The sequence below is a fragment of the Thermomonospora curvata DSM 43183 genome, from assembly GCF_000024385.1.
Lineage (GTDB): Bacteria > Actinomycetota > Actinomycetes > Streptosporangiales > Streptosporangiaceae > Thermomonospora > Thermomonospora curvata.
Genome location: NC_013510.1, coordinates 4,493,487 through 4,513,696, shown reverse-complemented (window position 1 = coordinate 4,513,696; position 20,210 = coordinate 4,493,487). Strand labels below are relative to the sequence as shown.

Here is a 20,210-nt window from a genome sequence, read left to right as displayed (position 1 = left end):
CCCATGCTGCCGGAAACCGGCCGCCCGGCCGACGACATCCTCGCCGAGCTGGCCCGCCTGAAGGAAACCGACCTGCCCGTCCGGGGCGGCAAGGTCACCGCCTACGTCTACGACACCGGGCGGCCGCAGGTGCACGAGCTGGCGGCCCGCGCCTACCTGGAGATGCTGGAGGTCAACGGCCTGGACCCCACCGCCTTCCCCAGCATCGTGGCCCTGGAGCGCCAGGTGATCGCCGCGGTGGCCGGGCGGCTCGGCGGCGGCGCGGCCACGCCGGGCATCTTCACCAGCGGCGGCACCGAGTCGATCATGCTGGCGGTCAAGGCGGCCCGCGACGCCCGCCCGGCCGGCGGCGCACGCCCCCAGCTGGTGGCGCCGGTCACCGCCCACCCCGCCTTCCACAAGGCCGCCCACTACCTGGGCCTGGAGGTGGTGGGCGTCCCGGTGGACCCGGTGACCTTCCGCGCCGACCCGGCGGCCATGGCCGAGGCGATCACCGACCGCACGGCGCTGGTCGTCGCCTCCGCCCCGTCCTACCCGCAAGGAGTGATCGACCCGGTCCCCGAGATCGCCGCCGCGGCCTCCGCGCGGGGCGTGCCGTGCCATGTGGACGCCTGTGTCGGCGGCTGGCTGCTGCCGTGGCTGCGGGAGGCGGGCGCGGACGTCCCGCCGTTCGACCTGTCGGTGCCCGGCGTCACCTCCCTGTCCTGCGACCTGCACAAGTACGGGTACGCGCCCAAGGGCGCCTCGGTGCTGCTGTTCGCCGACGAGGCGATGCGCCGCCGCGCCTACTTCGCCTCGGCCGAATGGCCCGGCTACACCGTCATCAACTCCACCGTGCAAAGCAGCAAGGGCGCCGGGCCGCTGGCCGGGGCCTGGGCCACGCTGCAGGCCCTCGGCGCGGCCGGCTACCGGGAGCTGGCCAAGGCCGCGCTGCGGGCCACCCGGCGGGTGATCGACGGGGTGGCGCGCATCCCCGGGCTGCGGGTGCTGGGCTCACCGGACGCCGCGCTGGTGGCCATCGCCGCCGACCCGCCGCTGGATGTGTTCGTGCTGGCGGATCAGGCCCGCCGCCGCGGCTGGTTCCTGCAGCCGCAGCTGTCGTATGCCGGCATTCCCGCCAACATTCACCTGACCTTGACCGGGGTCAGCCTCGCCGGGGTGGACGAGCTGCTGAAGGTGCTGGCCGAGTCGGCGCAGGCCGCCCGCGCCGCCGGCCCGCCCCAGGTGCCGGACGGGCTGGTGGAGGCGCTGCGCTCGCTCGACCTGGACGCCGTCGACGACGCCGGCTTCGCCGAGCTGCTGGCCTCCGTGGGGGTCTCGCTCGACGGCGGCGCCCAGCCCGACATGGCGGTGGTCAACACCGTGCTGGACGCCCTGCCGCCCAGCACCCGCGAGGCGCTGCTGGTGCGGTTTCTGTCCGTGCTCTACCGCGACATCTGACCCGGCGCGCCCGGCCTGCGGGTCACTTCAGCCGGGTCAGCCGGGTGAGCAGGCCGGGTCCGTTCAGATCCTGCGCCAGCTCCAGGGGGAAGCGCAGCGGCTCGGCGCCGTCGTTGCCGACCAGCACCGCGCCGACCTGCCGGCCCTGGGAGCCCTGCTTGGGCGGCGTGCCGTCGACGTCCAGACGCACCGTCAGACCGGGCCAGCCGACCACGGTGATCGGCCGGGCGGCGGCCAGCGGGGTCCGCCCGCCCAGCCCGTCGTCGATCTCGGCGGCCGGCTGCCCGGCCTCCACCAAGGTGGCGGAGGTCAGCGCGTTCTGCGCGGCGGCCACCAGGTGCCGCGCGACGACCATCGCGTCCAGGGCGCTGCCGGCCCGGCCGTGCTGGCCCATCACCGCACCGATCATCAAGGTGTCCACCCCGGCCACCTGCCTGCGGGCGGCGAAGACGAAGTTGCCGCCGGCCGCGTCGGTGTAGCCGGTCTTGCCGCCCACGATCCCGTAGTTGCCGAGCAGCACATTGCCCGCCGGGCGCACCGGCCCGCCGTCTTCGGGGTCATAGACGCGCTCGGCCACGATCTCGGCGAAGGCCGGTATCCGCATCGCCGCCCGCAGCAGCTTCACCTGGTCGGCGGCGGTGCTCACGGTGCCGGAGTCATAGCCGCTGGGGTCGGTGTAGCGGGTGTTGTGCATGCCCAGCTCTTTGGCGGTGGCGTTCATCTTGGCGACGAACGCCGAGATGCTGCCGGAATCCCAGCGGGCCAGCTCGTGCGCGATGTTGTTGGCCGACACCACCATCAGCGCTTCCAGCGCCTTGCGTTCGGTGAAACGCTGCCCGGCCCGCACGTCCACGTGCGACTCGCCGCGCTTTTTGCGGAAGGGCAGCCGGGCCGCCTCCTCGGCGGAGATGGTGAAGGTCGGGCCGTCCTCGCCGGGCTCCAGCGGGTGGTTCTTCAAGAACACATAGGCCGTCATCACCTTGGCCACGCTGGCCGTGGGGATCGGCCGCTGGTCCTGGGTGGCGCCCATCGTGCCGATGCCCTCCACATCGAGCACGGCCTGCCCGGACCGCGGCAGCGGCAGCACCGGCGCACTGCCCTGGAAGGTGTGCGAGGACGGCAGCGTCAGCCGCAGCGTCGGCTCCGGCAGCGGCCTGACGAACTGCACGGTGACGGCCGCCACCAGCAGCACCGCCAGCACGGCCGCCGTGATCAGCGCCCGGCGCCGCCCCTTGCCGGGCCGCTCGGGCTCGGGCGCCGGCCGCGGGCTCTCCGGCGGCACCCGGTCCGGGGCGGTCCGCTCCGCCTCCTGCGGGCCTGCCTCCGCGGCGGCGGGCTTCTCCCAGGGCGGGGCCACCGGGACGAGGGCTCCCGACTGCGGCGCGGGCGTCTCCGCCGAATGCGCCCGGGACCGGCGGTCGTCCGGCGGGGACGTCCGCGGCTCGGCGAGAGCCTGCGGCGGGCCGGCCGGCTCCGAGGGCCGCTCCTCCCGGTAGGGCCGGAACTCAGGAACCGTCCACCGGTCGTCGTCGGCCAGCGGCGGCGCGAACCGCCGCGACGGCAGCAGCGCCCGCGTGGGCGCCGCACCGCCCGGATCCGTCCGGTCCCGCTCCGCGGCCGGTTCTTCCGGCACGGGCCTGCCGGGAGCCGTACCGGTGCGCGGGGCGGCGGGCGCCTGCGCGCGAGGCTCATCCGAAGGACGGGACTCGGGTGAAACCGCCGTGGAAGGCGCGGCTTCAGCGCGCGAGTCAGACGACGATCGCGTGCGAGGTCCGGCCGAGGGCGCGGGGCCGCGCGAAACCGTTCCGGAGAAGTCGTCCTCGGTGCGCGGTCCGGCCGGCGCCTGTGCGCGAGGCCGGGCCGGGGACGTGGGTTGGGGCGGGGCCGTGTCGGAGAGGTCCTCCTCGGTGCGCGGCTCGGCCGACGCTTGTGCGCGAGGTCGGGCCGAGGGCGTGAATTCACCCGAAGCCGTCCTGGGAAGGCCGCCTTCGGTGTACGGCTCGGCCTCCGTTTGCACGCGGGGTTCGGCCGGGGCCGTGTCGGAGCGGTCGTCCTCGGTGTGCGGCTCGGCCTCCGTTTGCACGCGGGGTTCGGCCGGGGGAGTGGGCTCGATGTGCGGCTCGGCCGGTGCCTGTGCGCGAGGTTGAGCCGAGGGCGTGAATTCACCCGAAGCCGTCCTGGAAGGACCGCTGTCTGTGTGCGGCTCGGCCAGGGACGTAGGTTCCGGTGAGGTCGTGTCGGAGGGGTCGTCCTCGGTGCGCGGCCCGATCGGTGCTTGGGCGCCAGGTTCGGCTGAGACCGTTCCAGAAGGCGCGGCTTCGGTGCGCGGGGCGGCCGATGTCCCGGGCGAGGGCGGCGTCGGCTCCGTGCGGGTGCCGGCCGGGGCCTCGTTTTCGGAGACGTCGGGCTTGCGGGGACGTTCGGGTTCGGAGGCCGTGGCCTCGGGCGAGGGCGACTGCGGGACGTCGGCGTACCACTGGCGGGCCGACTCGGGCATCTCCCGCTCGCCGGTCTGCTCGGCCTTCCGCTCCGGTGCGGCCTCGGCGTCCCGGTCGGATGCCCCGGCCTGTGGCGCCTCGCCGGAGGAGACCGGCTCGTCCGGTTCCGCCTCGTCGTCGGCGGGCTCGTCCTGGGACGCGGCGGCCTGCTCCTCGCCGTCCTCTCCTTCGGCGGCGCCGGACGGCTCATCCGGCCGCTCGTCCTGCGGATCCTCTGCGTCGGGTCGCTCGTCCGGGGCGTCGCCCTGCGATTCGGCGTCGGCCGTCGCGGAGGGGGCCGGCTCCCTCCGGACGGGCGCCCACGAACCGTCCAAGGCGGCGGAGGGTTCGCTCTCCTCCGGTGACTTCTGCGAGCCCTCCCGGTCGGCCTCGTCCTGCTCGGAACCCTCCGCACCAGCGGCCTCCGCCTCGGCGTTCAGGGTTTCGGCGGGCGTCGCGGAGGAAGAAGCGCCGGGACCGTCCTCGTCACGGCGGACCGTCCACCGGCCCGCGGCGTTGGTCGGAGGGGACGCCGGCTCTTCATCCTCGGAGAGCACGCCCTGCTCCGGACGGTTAGGGGAACCCGACACTGCGTGACCTCCTGCTCGCCGACGAAAACGCGTCGGCGACCCCCGGTGACCTCGAAAAGCCTGCGAACTGTACCGGTAAGACGATACTTCGCCGGGTCGGGTCGCCGTGGGGCGGATCACCAAGGACGTCCCAGGAACATGAGGTTCTTTCCCCAACCTCCCGGGACGTCCGGTCAAGAACGCTGCCGCAGCAGGGCACGCACCAGTCTGGAGAGGGCGGAACGGGAGGCGGTCTGCTCGGTGGACTCCTCGGATGTCGCCGGTTCCTCCGATGCCGCACCGGCCGGGGCGGGAGCGCGCTCTGCGGCCTGGCCCAGCCGGAACCGCACCGGCAGCGCCCGCAGCCCCCGGATGGTCGGAGAGGACCGCCAGGGCAGCTGGTCGGCCGGCAGCGCCAGCTCCAGCGCGGCCATCTGCTCGAACAGGCGTTCCACGGCGATGCTCACCAGCGTGGTGGCCAGCTCATCGCCCAGGCACCGGTGGGGTCCGGCCCCCCACGCCAGGTGCGCGCGGGAGCTGTGCACCGAGGACGGGTCGAGCGCGGCGGCGAAACGCGGGTCGGCGTGGGCGGCGGCCACCGACGGCATCACCGGGTCGCCGGCGGCGATGTGGGCGCCGCCCAGCACGGTGTCGGCGGTGGCGAACCGGAAGGACAGGTTGGCGCTCGGCGGGGCGATCATGGCCGCCCGGTTGATCGTCTCACGGACCAGCCCGGCCGCCAGGCTGGCGCGCGCCCCGGGGTCGCCGGTGAGCACCTCCACCACGGTGTTGCAGATCAGCGAGGTGGCGATGTCGCCGACCAGGCCCAGCAGCAGGCCGATCTCGCCGATCAGCTGCTCGTCGGTGAGGTCGGGCCGGGCGGCCAGCATGTGGGAGGGCAGGTCGTCGCCGGGCCGGCGGCGCTTGAGCGCGACGACCTCGGCGAGCGCGGCCATCAGCCGGAGCGTGGCCTCCGGGGCGTCGGGGCCGGCGTCCACCACCCGCCAGATGTCCATGAGCGCCTCATCGGTGCCGAAGCCGATCAGCCGGTTGCACACCATGAGCATCAGCGGGCGGGCGTACTGGGCCGACAGGTCGGCCCAGCCGCTCGTCCCGCCCTCGGCCATCAGCGAGATCAGCTCGTCGGCGTACTGGCGCACGTCCTTTTCCAGCCGCAGGGCCTGTGGCTGCGTGCGGTCCTGGAACGGGCGCAGCGCCTTCGACCACATCTCGCGCAGTTCGGTGTGCGCCTTGCCCTCCTGAAAGGCGATGTAGGTGCCCTGGTAGCTGGGCAGCAGCGGCCAGTCCGCGGGGATCCTGCCCTCCCGGTGGTCCCGCCAGTCCTCCAGCCGTTTGCTCCACAACCCGTGGTCGTTGCGGAGCACCTCCAGCACCTCGGCGTATCCGAGGACGAGCCAGACCGGGACGCCCAGCAGATCGACCGGGGCCACCGGCCCGTACTTGCTGCGCAGCCGCTCGTACACCGCGGCCGGGCGGGCGTCGAAGTCACGGGTCAGCAGGGGTTCGGCCGGGACCGATTTGAGGGATCGGAGCGCGGGGGTGGGCTGGGTGGCGCGGCTTTGGGGATCCATGGTTTCTCTCGATCGTCGGCTTTGGCTCACCGGCACGGCCGCCGAGGGAACGGCGGTCGGCGGCCCTGCCCGTAGCCGAAGACTTTAGAGAACGCGGGCCGGACATATCCGAGAAAGGGTTTTCGCCGTGCCACGGAGAGTCGCGCCGCACGTGACAAGCTTGCGGTGTGGACGACTCGGGCGTGCTGTTGCGGTTCGACCCCTTGCTGAGACTGTTCCTGCCCGCCTCCCGCCGGGACGGACCCCAGCGGGTGCCCCTGGATGGGACCTCCACGCTCGGTCACCTGGTGGAGTCGCTGGGCGTGCCGCTGCCGGAGGTCGGGGCGATGACGGTCGGCGGTGTCCCGGTCGACCCGTCCTACCAGCCTTCTCCCGGGGATGCGGTGGATGTGGCGGCGATGCCGCGCCCGCAGCCGGTGCCGTTGGAGCCGGGCTGCAGCGCCCCGCGCTTCCTGCTGGACGTCCACCTGGGCACGCTGGCCCGGCGGATGCGGCTGCTCGGCCTGGACACCGCCTACCACAACGACATGGACGACCCCGCGCTGGTGGAGCAGGCCAACCGGGAACGGCGCGTCCTGCTGACCCAGGACCGCGGGCTGCTGCGGCGCCGCAAGCTGTGGCTGGGCGCCTACGTGCGCGGCTCCCGGCCGGACGACCAGCTGCGCGATGTGCTGGAGCGCTTCGCGCCGCCGCTGCGCCCCTGGACGCGCTGCACGGCCTGCAACGGTGAGCTGGCCCCGGTCGACAAGGCCGACGTCGAGGCGGAGCTGGAGGACGGCACCCGGCGCACCTATGACGTGTACGGCCGGTGCGCCGGCTGCGGCCGGATCTACTGGCGCGGCGCGCACGGCGCGCACCTGGAGCGGATCGTGCGTTCCGCCCTCGCCACGGTCGCCTCCATCCGCGCCGGCTGACCGGCGTTCCAGCAGCCTGGGTTTGAACAGGGCTCTCAATAGAGAGCAGTGCTCTTGACCTGTGCGGACATCATGGAGTTCAATGCTCTTAAGAGAGAGCACTGCTCACATAACGATCCGGGAGTTCTCATGACTGACACCGCCCTCCGCTACGTCGAGGCCGGACGGCTCGCCGCCGTCCCCAACGCCATCGTCCGCTGGCTGGCCGAGCACGGTGTCAGCCTGTTCGGCACCCGTGTGCTGTATGTGCGGGGCCGCAAGAGCGGGCGGCGGCGCTCCACCGTCGTCAACCTGCTCACCATGGACGGCGAGCGCTACCTGGTCTGCCCGCGCGGCAACAGCCAGTGGGTCCGCAACCTGCGGGCCGCCGAAGGCCGCGGCGAACTGGGCCTGGGCCGCCGGGTCGAGCCCTTTGCCGCCGTCGAGATCCCCGACGCCGACAAGCCCGCGATCCTGCGCGCCTACCTCAAGCGCTGGAAATGGCAGGTGGCCGCCCTCTTCGAAGGCGTCGGCCCCGACTCCTCCGACGAGGAACTGCTGCGCGTCGCCCCCGGCTACCCGGTCTTCCGCCTCACCTGAGGCACCGCATTCGCCAGAGGAACCGCCTGCCCCTGCCCGACGCGGCCTGTGCCGCTTCCCGGCGTTCCGCCCCGTGCGAAAACAGAGACGGCCACCGCCGTCAGGGCGGTGGCCGCCGGTCACATCTGGTCGGGGGACTCGATCCCCAGCAGGTTCAACCCACGCTCCAGCGTCCGGGCCGTCAGATCGCACAGCACCAGCCGGCTGGTGCGCACCTCGCCCTCGGCCTGCAGCACCGGGCAGTTCTCATAGAACGAGGTGAACGCGGTGGCCAGCCCGTACAGGTACTGGGCCAGGCGGTGGAACTCCAGGTTCTGGGCGACCTGGTTGATCAACCCTTCGAAGGCCAGCAGCTGCAGCGCCAGCGCCCGCTCGGCGGGCTCGGCGATGAGCACCCTCTCCACATCGCGAGGCGGCTCGATGTTCCCCTTGCGGAAGATCGAGCAGATCCGGGCCCGGGCGTACTGCAGGTACGGCGCGGTGTTGCCGTCGAACGACAGCATCCGGTCGTAGTCGAACACATAGTCCTTGACTCGGTCGGTGGACAGGTCGGCGTACTTGACCGCGCCGATGCCCACCGCCCGCGCCACCGCCGCCCGGGCGTCCTCGTCCAGCTCCGGGTTCTTCTCGGCGATGATCGCGCTCGCCCGGGACACCGCCTCGTTCAGCAGATCCATCAGCTTGACCGAGGCGCCCGCCCGGGTCCGCAGGATCTTGCCGTCGCTGCCCAGCACCGACCCGAAGCCGATGTGCTCGGCCCGCACCGGGTCGGTCAGCCAGCCGGCCTCCCGCGCCGTCTGGAACACCATGCCCAGGTGCAGCTGCTGCGGCAGGCCCACCACGTACAGCAGCCGGGTGGCGTGCAGCTTGCGCACCCGGTGCCGGATGGTGGCCAGGTCGGTGGCGGCATAGCCGAAACCGCCGTCGGACTTGCGCACGATCAGCGGCAGCGGCTTGCCGTCGCGTCCGATGAACCCGGCGGGGAAGACGCACTTGGCGCCCTCGCTTTCGCGCAGCAGCCCCAGCTCCGCCAGCTCCTCGACCACCGACTCCAGCTGGTCGTTGTAGTAGCTCTCGCCGAAGAAGTCGTCGGGGCCGAGCGTGGCGCCCAGCCGGTCGTAGACCGCCAGGAAGTACTTCTGCGACTCGGTGATCAGCATCCGCCACAGCCGCAGCGTGGCCTCATCGCCGCTCTGCAGCAGCACCACCCGCTTGCGGGAGCGTTCCTGGAAGGCGGGGTCGGCGTCGAACTTGCGCCGCGCCGCCTGGTAGAAGGTGTTGAGGTCGCCGACCGACAGCTCGTGGGCGGCCTCGGCCTCGCCGATGTCGAGCAGGTGCTCCACCAGCATGCCGAACGGGGTGCCCCAGTCGCCCAGATGGTTCTGCCGGATGACGGTGTGCCCCAGCCACTCCAGCAGCCGCACCGCCGCGTCCCCGATGATGGTCGAGCGCAAGTGCCCGACGTGCATCTCCTTGGCCGCGTTGGGCGCCGAGTAGTCGACCGTGATGGTCTCGGCGACCTCGGCCCGGGCCACCCCCAGCCGCTCGTCCCCGGCGACCTCGGCCAGCAGCCGCCCCAGCGCCCCGTTGTCGAGGGTCAAATTGATGAACCCCGGCCCGGAGATCTCCACCTTGGCGCACAGGTCGTCCAGTTCGGCCCGCTCGACCACGCGGGCGGCGATGTCCCTGGGGTTGCCGCCGAGTCGGCGCACGAGAGCCAGTGCCGCGTCGGACTGGTAGTCCGCATGCTGGGAACGGCGGATCGCGGGATCCACCGGGTCACCGGCCACCGCCTCGAACGCCGGCGCAAGCCGCCGGCGGAGCAACTCCTCCACATCTGCCATGGTCAAAAACTATCCGACCGCGATGGTGCTGTCCAATCGGCTTATTCCCGCCGCTCTTCATTTATCCAGTGCCGCCATGCGGAGAAGGTGGCGATGGGTTTTGCCTTGTGCTCGAGGAGGTCGGTCGGCGTGTTCGTTCGATATTGCTGAAGCCTGGGGCTCCTTATTTCCGGGCCGGCGTCTCCTGCCGGCGCTGGGCGGGACGCGCCACGTCGGTCTTGGGATTCTCAGGCTCCGGATCGACAGGTGCCGCGTGCTGAGCGGAGCGCCTGGGACCGGCAGCCTGGCGACCTCGGTGCAGGACGTGTGTTGTTCTCGAGACGACCGGCGATCATTGTGTCGGGTTCGATCAAGCCGTTCTGTCATTTTGGATTGGTGTCCGAAATTTTTGAAGTGCGCTTTGATTCCTCTTTTGAGGGAGATCTGGTCTTGTGGAATGTTGAAGGTGAAAAATTTTGTTGGGTATGTGGAGGTTGTCAAAGATAGAGTTGTCGTCCATGAACTCGATGCGAACCACGGTGGCTCTTGGTGTAGATCCTTGCAAGATTCTGCGACGGTTCCGTCCTGGAAGACGGTGTTGAACCTCGAATGCAGGACGCATACAGAAAAGCCTCGCGTATGGCGTGAGGAGGCCGCAGAAGAATTTGCCCGCCTGTCCTCATGACCGCACCTGGGAAGGAGAGCGGAATCGCATTCCGCTGGAAGACGACCCGGTGTGGCGGAACAGGGCACACCGCTTCGCCGCGCGTGGGTGGGACGGGACGTCGCTGTGACGATCGGGACGCGGGGCGAGTGGTTCACGGGGGAGGCGAGGACGGCCGTGGTGCCGCTTTCCCACCTGACCCATCACTTCCCCGCCGTGGCGGACATCGAGGGGTTCAGCGGGGTCGACACGTTGGACCGGGTGATCCGGCAGGACCAGCCGTGCGACGTGTTGGAAGACGTGCTGGAACAGGCCGCGCGCCGCGAGCCCGGCTGAACCACGGGCTCTGCACATCCAAATCAACCGGGACGGAGAAGCAGGCGGTGCCGCCCGGGAACATCGATGGTTCACAGCTGGTCGCCGGCTATCCCGAAAACCGGACGCGGCACTGGCGGAGGCCAACGCCGAGGCGGGTGAGGGCCCTCGCCTGCGGATCCGGGTGGCGCCGCATCACGGGGCCGTCGTGGCGAGCGGTCACGGCCCCCGTGGGACCGGCGTTCATCGAGGTCTGCCGCCTGCGGAACCTCAAGGCGCTGTGCCGGGAAGCGAGACGGCCTAACGAGGGCCTCGTCCTGGCCGCGCCCTCCGCTCTCTACCGCGATGTGCTGGAAAGCCGTTTCCAGGACTTGGACCCCGAAGACTTCTTCTTCGTCCCCGAAGAGGCCAAAGGACGGGCGTTTCCCGGCCATATCCACTGGGGCGGCGGTTCCCCGCGCCGCAGGGCCGGTCGGGAACTCATCCGTTTGCGGAGCACACCGAGGACGCCCTGCCTTGGCCGCCGGCGTTTCGGCAAGCGCACCTGCTGACCGGACGGTCGCATCCGCCGGTGGCCGCTTGCGGCCGTCCCGAAGCTGTGCCCGGTCGCCCTTGACCGGCCGGTGAGCGGACATAGATCGCACACGCCCGCCTACCGGGAACATTACGGCGATCTCCCAAGGCCAGACCGCACATCACGAACGCCGGACAACGCACCATGCCCGCCCCGACCATCATGTCCAGCCGGGGCCGGGCCGCGGGATCACGGACGTCCCGCCGAAGTGCGCTCCGGGAACGGAAGGCCCGAGTCGTGGATGAGCCTGGCCAAAGGCGGGAAGCGGGCCGCGAGGGGTTCCAGCATGGCGAACTGGGCGCGGCCCGCCAGCAGCGCGGGGACCCACCAGGGGGCGTAGACGGTCCTGGCCCGCCGTTCGATGCCGGACACCATCGCGGCACCGGCCCGGCGGGGGGAGATCGGAGCACCGATCACCTTGGGCATCTTCTGCAGGCCCTCGCCCAGGGCCGAGCGGGCGCTGATCAGGCCGCGCACCAGGCCGGTGTCGACGGCGCCGAAGTAGGCGATGCCGACCGTGGTGCCGGTGTGGGCCAGCTCGATCCGCAGGGCCCGGCCGAACATCTCCACCGCGGCCTTGGACGCCCCGTACACCCCGACGGTCGGGGTGGGCATCGCCGCGGCGATCGAGGAGGTCATCAGGATGTGGCCGCGGCGTTCGGTGACATAGGGCAGGGCGGCGCGGACGGTGCGCCACACGCCCAGGAAGTTGACCTCCACCACCCGTTCGAACTCGGCCGGCTCGATGGTGGCGATGGTGGCCATCGGGCCGCTGATGCCGGCGTTGGCGACCACCACGTCGATGCCGCCGAAACGCTCGGCCGTCTGCGCCATGACCGCCTCCAGGGCGGCGCTGTCGGTCACGTCCACCGCGAAGGGCGCCGCGTGCGGGCCGAGCTCGTCGGCCAGCGCCCGCACCGCCTCCTCCTGGCGGTCCAGCAACGCCACCTGCGCGCCCCGCTCGACCAGCAGTCGCGCGGTCTGCCCGCCGATGCCCCCGGCGGCCCCGGTGAGCACGACGGTCCGGCCGTTGAGCGGGCTGGGGCGGCGCGTCCACAAAGTCCTCATGGACGCAGAAGGTAGGCGGGCTCCCGGGGGAGGGGTAATGGCGGCAGCGGACAGGTCGTTGATATTTTCGGACAATGCCGCGCCCTGCGCAGACACCCTCCTCTCCCTGGCGGGTGCGCCGCAGCCCCGCCGCCGCGGCGATCTTGGTGCAGCTGGGCCGGGAGCATGGGCTGAGCGCGTCCGACTGCCTGGCCGGCACCGGGCTGACACCGCGCGACCTGGACGATTCGTCCGCCCAGATCGAGGCGGAACAGGAGCTGACCATCGCCCGCAACCTGCTGACGGCGCTCGGTCACCGGCCGGGGCTGGGCTGCGCGGCGGGCCGGCGGCACACCCTGGGCACCACCGGCACCCTGGGGTTCGCGCTGATCGCCAGCGCGACCCTGCGCGAGGGCATCGAGGTGGCGCTGCGGTACGCGGCGCTGAGCCCCACCTTCCTGCGCCCGCGCCTGGAGGAGGACGGCCGGTGGGCGCGCATCTGGCTGGACGACACCCATCTCCCCGACGACCTGCGCACTTTCCTGCTGGAACGCGACCTGGCGGCGATCGGGGGGCTGCTGCCGGTGCTGTTCGGCGAGCACGGCCCGGCCCGCTTGGCGGTGCTGGACGTGCGGCTGCGTCCCGGGCCTCACCTGGCGCAGGCGCTGCCCGGGGTGCGGATCCGCTACTGCAGGCCGCGCAACGTGCTGACGTTCCCCAGCCGGCTGCTGCAGGAGCCGCTGCCGTCCGCCGACCCGCAGATCGCGCGGCTGAGCGAGAGCCAGTGCCGCGATCTGCTGCACCGGCGGCTGGGGCCGGACGGCACGGTGGCCGCCGTGCGGGACCGGCTGCGCCGCCGGACGCGGCGTCCGCCGAGCATGGCGGAGGTGGCCGCCGAGCTGAACATCACCACCCGGACGCTGCACCGCCGCCTGGAGCGCGCCGGCACGTCCTTTCGGGCGCTCGCCGACGAGGCGCGCCAGGAACTGGCCGTCGAACTGCTCACCACCACCGCGCTGACGGTGGGGGAGATCGCCCGCCGCCTGGGCTACTCGGAGACCGCCGCCTTCACCCACGCCTTCACCCGCCGGCACGGCGTCCCGCCCAGCCGCTACCGCAAGGACGCCGCCGAACGAGACAAAGCGCGTTGAACCTCCCGGCCCCTCCTCGCAGATCGCATGCGGGCGGATCACGGTCGGGGACGACGCCGCGCGAGATTCTTGTGCGCCGTTTCCGCAGGTCGCAGCGGTGGGCGGGACGCGGCGGAAAAAGGGGCGCCGCCGCGTCCGGAGCGCAGGGCCCGCCCGGTGAGAGGGCTCATTGACCCTCACGGGGCCGTTGTGCTCGACTTGGAGCCCCGGTGATCAACTTCCCGTGTGCGACGGCCTCGGCGGCCGCCGGAACTGCACTGTCCTGCCGGAGGAGCCATCCATGCCCGAGATCTTCGAACCGGCCAAGCTGGGTCCGCTGACGTTGCGCAACCGCATCATCAAGGCCGCCACCTTCGAGGGGCGCACCCCCGATGCGCTGGTCTCCGACGATCTGATCGAATTCCACCGCGCGGTGGCCGCCGGAGGCGCCGCGATGACCACCGTCGCCTACTGCGCCGTCGCCCCCGAGGGCCGCACCGAGCGGCGGCAGATCTACATGCGTCCGGAGGCGGCGCCCGGGCTGGCGAAGCTGGCCGAGGCCGTGCACGCCGAGGGCGCCGCGATCTCGGCGCAGATCGGGCACGCCGGGCCGGTGGCCGACGCCCGTTCCAACGGCGCCCCCGCGCTGGCGGCCTCCCGCCGGCTGTCCCCGCTGACCGGGCGTTTCATCCAGCAGGCCACCGAAGACGACATCGCCCGGATCACCGCCGCGCACGCCGACGCCGCCGAGCTGGCCGCCGACAGCGGCTTCGACGCCGTCGAACTGCACTTCGGCCACAACTACCTGGTCAGCTCCTTCCTCAGCCCCAAGCTGAACAAGCGGCGCGACGGCTGGGGCGGCTCCGTGGCGAACCGCGCCAAGATCGCCCGGCGGATCGCCGAGGCGGTGCGCACCCGGGTCGGCGACCGCATCGCCGTCACCGCCAAGCTCAACATGGAGGACGGGGTGCGCGGCGGGCTGACCATCGACGACAGCCTGCAGGTGGCCCGGCTGCTGGAGTCCGACGGGCACCTGGACGCCCTGCAGCTCACCGCGGGCAGCTCGCTGCTCAACCCGATGTACCTGTTCCGCGGGGAGGCCCCGGTCAAGGAGTTCGCCGACGCCTTCCCCCAGCCGCTGCGGACCGGGCTGCGGCTGTTCGGGCGTTTCTTCCTGCACAGCTACCCGTATCAGCCCGGCTACCTGCAGGAGTCGGCCAAGCTGTTCCGCCGGGAGCTGTCGATGCCGCTGATCCTGCTCGGCGGGATCACCGACTATGCGGCGATGAGCCGGGCGATGGACGACGGGTTCGATTTCGTCGCCATGGGACGGGCCCTGCTGATGGAACCCGACCTGGTGAAGCGGATCGAGCAGGACAAGAGCACGGTTTCGCAGTGCATCCACTGCAACCGGTGCATGCCCACCATTTACCGGCGCACGCGCTGTGTGCTGGTGGAGTCCTGAACGACCTGCGGCTCATGCGTGGCGGCGCGGGGGCTTTTCGGTGACGCGGGGTGCTCGCCCGCGCCGCGCCGCCGTTGACCGGGACGGCGGCGTGCCCCGCTGAGCTCGGTGGACGTCCGCGTGTCTGCCGGCGGGACGGGCGGCCTTGCCGGTGAGGCCGCTTTGCCGCGGGCTCGCCGGACGGGCCGGGCCCGCGGTCCTGGCTCCGTGGTCGGGGGCCGTAGGGCGTCCCCTGAAGCGGGAGGGGATTTTTCGACTCCCGTTTTGCTCTGCCGGTGTGGCGTCGTTGCTCGCGACCAGACGATTAATTACTCTTCGCATCCTGAATATCGCTCAGTGTTATGGGGGTGCGGTAATGGACGTCGCCGAGCGGCCCGACTGGGCCAAGAAGCCGCTGTGGCAGCTGACCCCGGAGGAACTCACCGAGGCGCTGGCCTACGTCGAAGAGCACGAGCCTTCTGACGAGGCGCTCAGCCGCGCCCTGGCCGTCCAGCTCGCCGAGCTCACCGTCGGGGTGCACTGAACCTTTTTCAGCGCGCCGTCTCCCCAGGCCGAGACGGGCACGTCGCAGCCGGGACGATGCTGTGACCTGGGGCGTTGCGGCAGCCGGCACCGGCGAGGCTCCCCTCCCGGCTCCTTGGGCCACGTGTTTGGAGAAGGCTCGCCGAAACCTTTCCCGGCACGCCGTTTCCGCAGGTCGCGGCCGGTGATGGCGCGACGCTCGGGCTCTCGTCTTCGGGAGGCCAAGGACCGGCAAAAGGACGCTGAACCTTTTCAGCGCGTTGTTCCCGCAGGTCACACGCGGCCCTGTGGTAGCCGGCGCGATGCGGTGACCTGGGGCGGCGCAGGACCGCGCATCACCGATGGTTGACCTTTCCAAAAGCCTGGGGCCGGGCGTGGAAAGGTTCGCCAGATCTTTTCCGTACCCGGCTTACGGGCCGGTGCCGCTCACCGAACCTTTTCAACACACCGTCTCCGCAGGTCGAGACGGGAACGTCGCGGTGACCTGGAAGGCCGCGGTACCGGACACCAGCGGGGCTCCCGTCCCCGGCGTCTTGGGTCGCGTGGTGAAAAGGGTTCACCGGGGCCGCCTGACCTGTATGGGGAAGCGGCCCGTTGCGTTGCCGAGCGAGTGGAACAGGGCCGGTGAAAGCCCTTTTGGGCTTTGCGGCATCGCCCAAGAGCGGCGAGGACGGAGTATGAGCGTGCAGAGGCCTCAAGATGCGACGCCGTCCTCGGCTATGAGGGCGATATGCGCAAAAGGTCGGCCTGTGGCGTGATCATGGCGTTTTATGCATGATCTTCGGGTGCTCGGCCTTCCAGTCATCGTGCCGGTTGTGACCCGGGCGCTCGTCCCAGGCGCTGCGGGCGTCTTTCGGCTGCTGGGAGCCGTCCGCCCGGGCGGACGGCGACGTGCGCGACGGCCGCGGTGACATTTTCGGGCGCTCTGACGCTGACTCAGGTGTGTGCCGGCGGGGCGCTCACAACAGCTGCGCAGCAGCCATTGCGAGGAGGGGAGTGGCGCCCCGCCGGCACCTGCGGCCGGCGACGTGCTCATCACAGGCCGCGTTGCCAAGTTACTACCGACGGGTCGAGGTCGGGGACTGGACCGGCACTTTTCTCCACCGGCCATGCCCATTGAGCGTTGCAATAAGCTGCGCATATCGGCAGAGTTTGCCCATTTCACCTGGAGGCTGCCGCCTCCCAGAGCGTGGCCGGCACGCGGGCAGGGCCTTCCGCAGCGGGAAAAGCCTCAGTGCCGAAGCGTTTCCCGGGCGGACCGGACTTCAGGTCAAGGCCGCCGCAGCCGCGTCGAACACCCCATCGAGGTGGGCGGTGTCGTTATAGCTGCGGATGATCCACCGCTCGCCGGTCACGACCAGGTGCGAGATGGAGGCGTTGTCGGCCCCCAGGAAGGCGAACGGCCGGGACCGGGCCGCCAGCGCGAGGGCCTGGGCGATGAAGGCGCCGTGCGTGAACACCGCCAGCCGCCGCCCGGGATGCCGCGCCGCCAGTCTCCCGAGCACCGCGCGGACCCGGCCGGCGAACGCCTCGGCGTCCTCGGCGCCCGGGATGACGTCCCAGCGTTCCTCGGCGAACAGCCGCTGGGCCAGCGGGTCGTTCTCGGCCACCTTCACCCGGAACAGCCCGCCCTCCCAGCTGCCCAGGTGCACCTCTCGCAGGTCCGGCTCCACCTGCGGCGTCAACCCCAGGCTCCGGGCCAGCGGCTCGGCGGTCTGCCGGGTCCGGCGCAGCGAACTGACGTAGATCTCATCGATGCGCACCGCGCTCAGCCGCCGGCACACCCGCGCGGCCTGCTCGTGCCCCTCCGGCGCCAGTTCCGGATCACCCTGCCCGTTCACCAGCGGAAACGGCTCACCCGGCCGGAAGGCCCGAGACGCGCCGTGCCGGACGAGCAGCAGCTCGGTGGCCCCGGGCGGCGGGGCGAACCGCTCCTGACGGTAGGTGCGTTCGGCGGATTTCACGGGTGGCAGCTTAACCAGCCGGTTCCGGGAGATCGCGGGCGCTTCGGGGCGTCTCGGGGATGCCCCCGTACAGATGGGGCTGCCGCTTGCGGAGACATGGCGACGTCGGCGGCCTCGGCTCTCCACGGCCGAAGAGACGCACGCTCGGCCTCCCATGGATACGGGCCGGTCCCTTGTCGGCAGGGGAAAGAGAGAACCAGAAGGGCATGAGCAGCCGCTGGCGGGAAGCTGAGCACCGTTCCGGCATGTCCTCTCGGGTCGCCATGGCGTCTCTGACTGCGGGACACTCGTCCCGACCTGCGAAAACGATGTGTTGAAAGGGCTACTCAAGCGCTATTGGCGATGATTTTTGATAAATCACCTGTAAGTGGCGTTCGCCTTGTTCGCTCTGGTCTTCAGTAAGGTTTCGCCTTTCACGGGGCGGTTGCCGGGGAACGTTGCACCGGCTCTGCGCTGTGCACCGACATAACGTGAATCCGCCATGAAGGAGAGATGTGATCATCCACGGCTCTGCGGACGCCGGAACGATGGACATGCGATATGACCGTTCCGAAGTCTTAGTGAGATATCCTGAATGTCACAGGGAATTGTGGATATCTATCGTTCCTGTGTCGGTGGGGCGTAGGAAGTCGACCGGCGACGCCTTTGATATGTCGCCGGGTAGAGACTCGCCGTGTGCCGCCGCAAGAAGACGACGACCATGCGTCTTCGCCGCAGAGAACCGGCAGGCCCACGTACGAGCAGGCGGGACGGCCAGGACGTGAACGCGCCCGCCGAAACCCGGACGTCCGGCGGATGCCCCCGTCGGTGACTGCTCAACTTCCCTGAGCAGAGCCGCGACGGGGCACCGCCCCCCAGCCGGATAAGGACCTGCGCCCGCAAACCCGGCCCTGTTCCTTGAAACGGCAGGCGGAATCCCCATGCCTCCGCATCAGACCGGCTGTCCTTGGCGGAGGTCACAGCGCCGGGCCGACCCCCCGGAACCGGACGCTCCGGGCGTGGCTTGTGGCCGTCGTTGACCCGCCTGCACTTTTACGCCGGAGTGTTCGTAGCTCCATTCGTGATCGTGGCGGCTTTGACCGGGCTGCTTTATGCCCGCACATCGCAACTCGACCGGCTTCTTTGCGGCGACGAACTGCGCGTCCAGCAGGTGACCGGGGCACCGCGTCCATTGACCGGCCAAGTCCGCGCCGCCATGGCGGCCCGCCCGGAGAGAAAGGCCGCCAAGACCCTTCTGCCTCCCTCCGAAGAAGAGACCCCCGAGTCGAGATGACCGCCCCCGGCCTGGCGAGGAGGAACAGCGCACGGTCCTCGTCAACCCCTGCACCGCTGAGGCGACCGGCACGCTGATCACCGTCTCCGGCGCCGCTCCGCTCACCGCCTGGCTGAGCGAACTGCACCGCAGCCTCCACTTGGGCGGCGTCTGCGTCCTGCTCACTCAGAGCCGGCGGCCGGTCGTCCTCGCCGGCGTGGCCACGTGGATCGGCCGCCCCCGCCACCGCGGCGGCGCCCCACACCGTGGCGCGACCGGTCCGCCCGCGGGCATCCGCCGAGCCGCACCGTGAACCAGTCACCATCCGATCCGCGGCTGGCTGCTCTGGACGACCGCGTAACCCCCATCGCCTCCGAACCGCGGCGAGCGCCGAGCCGCTCCGGCTCGGACAGAGCTTGCTGCGCAGCCCCACGCCAACCCAACGGCACCTTTGACGGCAGAACGCCCGAACCGATCAGCACGTCACCGCCGACCACGAGGGGCGCTGCGCCCAGCCCGATCAAGCAGGGCAACCACAAGGCGACGGTTCGGGCCGGAAGCGACCACAGCGGCGGCCCCTGGTAACAGGCCGAGCGATCCTACGAACCCTCCGGGGAACGCACCGCTTGAGCCGGCACGGACATGACATGCCGCACTGAAAGCAATCACCGCAACCGGAACCCCCGGTTGCGGTGATCTCCAAGGGTGCCCCCTGCAGGATTCGAACCTGCGCACACGGCTCCGGAGGGCGTACGGAACACGGGCGGCATCCCAGCGTTGACCTTGGCAAACGTGCTGTCTGTCGTTAGGTGCTGGTTGCTCTCTCTCGCAGGTCTCTCGCCAAGGGCTCCACAGGCAACGGCAACTGCAACGAGCACACGGCATGTCGGACAGTGCGTCGAGCCGCTACGGGTAGACCCGTGCCTGCTACCCGTAGACCCCCCATGTAGACCCTGAGACGTGTTGTGGCCAGCGATGTAGACCGTAGACCCGGCTGTCTCCCGAAGGGCTGTCGGGGGCGTTCCGCGCTTCCCAGGGTGGTCCGTCGAGGGCTCTACGGTGCTCTCTGGCATGTGTGTTCGGCCGCCCCTCCCCTGGGGTGCAAAGGCGTAGATGGTGCGTTGTCGGAGGGATGGCACCCCAGGGAGGGGGTGTCACTCTGCGTCGAACTTTGGTCAGGTGTTGGTGTGTGTTCCGAGGGGAGCCGTCCCAGCCGTACCAGGCGTCCCATTGCAGGTCAGCCCTGGGACGGCTTGTCGGCTGGGACGGCTACCCCCTCAGAAGATGGACGAGCATCACGGAGCGTGACTAACTTCGCCATGGGCAGCAGGATGCGTCGTGTTCGTCGGCGCGGCGTCGGTGCCCTGCCGCCCCCTGGGGGTTCCCGCAGAACCCCCGCACAATACGCAGAATCCGCAGAATCCCGTCTGTGGCCTGTCTGTGCAGGTCAGCGCGTCGCGCGCCGGGCGGTGGTCGTTCGCGCAGAATCCCGCAGAATCCCCGCAATATTCGACCCTGCCGTCTGCGGGCGTGGTCGGCCGAGGTGAGCCGGTAGGCCGCCCCTCAGGGGTGGTGTGGCTCCCCAGGAGGGGGCTCCGTCGAGCGGTCCGGGAGCGTGCCGGGTAATTGTGCGGGGATTGTGCGGGATTCTGCGTAGGACGGCAGCGCGACCGCGCCGGGTGGCGTGACCTGCGAAGACGTTGGCCTGTCGGGGGTTGTGCGGGTTCTGCGTATTGTGCGGGGGTTCTGCGTACGGGCGTTGCCGGGCGGGGGGCGGCGTAGGCCAACCGTAGGAGCCGGCCGCGCGCGACGCTTCGCCTCCCTGGGACGCGGGACGGACCGAGAGCGCTTCGAACTGTCCGGCAGAGCCTCGCGGGGAGGTG

Annotated in this window: 13 protein-coding genes and 1 pseudogene; 9 read left to right on the top strand and 5 right to left on the bottom strand. The window is 71.0% G+C overall.

From position 1 onward, the window contains the following. Positions 1-3: 3 nt before the first annotated feature. Positions 4-1,440, top strand: a complete 1,437-nt coding sequence (locus TCUR_RS19475) for a pyridoxal phosphate-dependent decarboxylase family protein (protein WP_012854274.1) — start codon at positions 4-6, stop codon at positions 1,438-1,440. Between the two features lie 22 nt (positions 1,441-1,462). Here the strand turns inward: TCUR_RS19475 and TCUR_RS26075 are convergent, their stop codons facing one another. After that, complete coding sequence (locus TCUR_RS26075) at positions 1,463-3,073, bottom strand: D-alanyl-D-alanine carboxypeptidase family protein (protein WP_245536902.1); 1,611 nt, start codon at positions 3,071-3,073, stop codon at positions 1,463-1,465. 1,607 nt (positions 3,074-4,680) lie between these two features. After that, on the bottom strand, positions 4,681-6,078 hold the full coding sequence (locus TCUR_RS19465) for a cytochrome P450 (protein ID WP_012854272.1): 1,398 nt from the start codon (positions 6,076-6,078) through the stop codon (positions 4,681-4,683). Between the two features lie 167 nt (positions 6,079-6,245). Here TCUR_RS19465 and TCUR_RS19460 point away from each other — a divergent pair, with 167 nt between their 5' ends. Both TCUR_RS19460 and TCUR_RS19455 read left to right on the top strand, forming a co-directional pair. Beyond that, positions 6,246-6,992, top strand: a complete 747-nt coding sequence (locus TCUR_RS19460) for a Mut7-C RNAse domain-containing protein (protein WP_041440126.1) — start codon at positions 6,246-6,248, stop codon at positions 6,990-6,992. 129 nt (positions 6,993-7,121) lie between these two features. Then, entirely contained in the window at positions 7,122-7,571 is a 450-nt protein-coding gene (locus TCUR_RS19455) for a nitroreductase/quinone reductase family protein (RefSeq protein ID WP_012854270.1), read from the top strand. 119 nt (positions 7,572-7,690) lie between these two features. Here TCUR_RS19455 and argS read toward each other — a convergent pair whose 3' ends face one another. After that, positions 7,691-9,415: an arginine--tRNA ligase gene (gene argS, locus TCUR_RS19450; protein WP_012854269.1), complete on the bottom strand. Its 1,725-nt coding sequence runs from the start codon at positions 9,413-9,415 to the stop codon at positions 7,691-7,693. A gap of 769 nt (positions 9,416-10,184) precedes the next feature. Here argS and TCUR_RS19445 point away from each other — a divergent pair. Further along, positions 10,185-10,394, top strand: coding sequence for a hypothetical protein (locus TCUR_RS19445; RefSeq protein WP_012854268.1), 210 nt, complete (start codon positions 10,185-10,187; stop codon positions 10,392-10,394). A gap of 742 nt (positions 10,395-11,136) precedes the next feature. On the opposite strand, the gene TCUR_RS19440 is transcribed toward TCUR_RS19445, so the two are convergent. Then, positions 11,137-12,015: a short-chain dehydrogenase/reductase gene (locus TCUR_RS19440; protein WP_012854266.1), complete on the bottom strand. Its 879-nt coding sequence runs from the start codon at positions 12,013-12,015 to the stop codon at positions 11,137-11,139. 74 nt (positions 12,016-12,089) lie between these two features. On the opposite strand from TCUR_RS19440, the gene TCUR_RS19435 reads away from it, so the two are divergent. The 3 genes from TCUR_RS19435 (at position 12,090) to TCUR_RS27180 (ending at position 15,112) form a co-directional block, all read left to right on the top strand. Then, positions 12,090-13,145, top strand: a complete 1,056-nt coding sequence (locus TCUR_RS19435) for an AraC family transcriptional regulator (protein ID WP_012854265.1) — start codon at positions 12,090-12,092, stop codon at positions 13,143-13,145. A 280-nt stretch (positions 13,146-13,425) separates the two neighbouring features. Beyond that, positions 13,426-14,589 carry an NADH:flavin oxidoreductase gene (locus TCUR_RS19430; protein ID WP_012854264.1) on the top strand — a complete coding sequence of 388 codons (1,164 nt, stop codon included), beginning with the start codon at positions 13,426-13,428 and terminating at the stop codon, positions 14,587-14,589. A 355-nt stretch (positions 14,590-14,944) separates the two neighbouring features. Further along, entirely contained in the window at positions 14,945-15,112 is a 168-nt protein-coding gene (locus TCUR_RS27180; protein ID WP_012854263.1) for a hypothetical protein, read from the top strand. A 1,264-nt stretch (positions 15,113-16,376) separates the two neighbouring features. On the opposite strand, the gene TCUR_RS19425 is transcribed toward TCUR_RS27180, so the two are convergent. Then, entirely contained in the window at positions 16,377-17,075 is a 699-nt protein-coding gene (locus TCUR_RS19425; RefSeq protein WP_012854262.1) for a histidine phosphatase family protein, read from the bottom strand. 946 nt (positions 17,076-18,021) lie between these two features. On the opposite strand from TCUR_RS19425, the gene TCUR_RS25810 reads away from it, so the two are divergent. Together TCUR_RS25810 and TCUR_RS28630 are read left to right on the top strand one after the other, a co-directional pair. Beyond that, positions 18,022-18,348, top strand: coding sequence for a PepSY domain-containing protein (locus TCUR_RS25810; protein ID WP_342610149.1), 327 nt, complete (start codon positions 18,022-18,024; stop codon positions 18,346-18,348). A 25-nt stretch (positions 18,349-18,373) separates the two neighbouring features. Beyond that, positions 18,374-18,640, top strand: a pseudogene (locus TCUR_RS28630) (hypothetical protein); the annotation flags it as partial. Between the last annotated feature and the right edge of the window lie 1,570 nt (positions 18,641-20,210).

What these genes read in the sequence shown, in the direction of transcription:
- TCUR_RS19475 (WP_012854274.1), top strand. Translation starts at nt 4, where the DNA reads ATGCTGCCGGAAACCGGCCGCCCGGCCGACGACATCCTCGCCGAGCTG.
- TCUR_RS19465 (WP_012854272.1), bottom strand. Translation starts at nt 6,078, where the DNA reads ATGGATCCCCAAAGCCGCGCCACCCAGCCCACCCCCGCGCTCCGATCC.
- TCUR_RS19455 (WP_012854270.1), top strand. Translation starts at nt 7,122, where the DNA reads ATGACTGACACCGCCCTCCGCTACGTCGAGGCCGGACGGCTCGCCGCC.
- argS (WP_012854269.1), bottom strand. Translation starts at nt 9,415, where the DNA reads ATGGCAGATGTGGAGGAGTTGCTCCGCCGGCGGCTTGCGCCGGCGTTC.
- TCUR_RS19440 (WP_012854266.1), bottom strand. Translation starts at nt 12,015, where the DNA reads ATGAGGACTTTGTGGACGCGCCGCCCCAGCCCGCTCAACGGCCGGACC.
- TCUR_RS19435 (WP_012854265.1), top strand. Translation starts at nt 12,090, where the DNA reads ATGCCGCGCCCTGCGCAGACACCCTCCTCTCCCTGGCGGGTGCGCCGC.
- TCUR_RS19430 (WP_012854264.1), top strand. Translation starts at nt 13,426, where the DNA reads ATGCCCGAGATCTTCGAACCGGCCAAGCTGGGTCCGCTGACGTTGCGC.
- TCUR_RS27180 (WP_012854263.1), top strand. Translation starts at nt 14,945, where the DNA reads ATGGACGTCGCCGAGCGGCCCGACTGGGCCAAGAAGCCGCTGTGGCAG.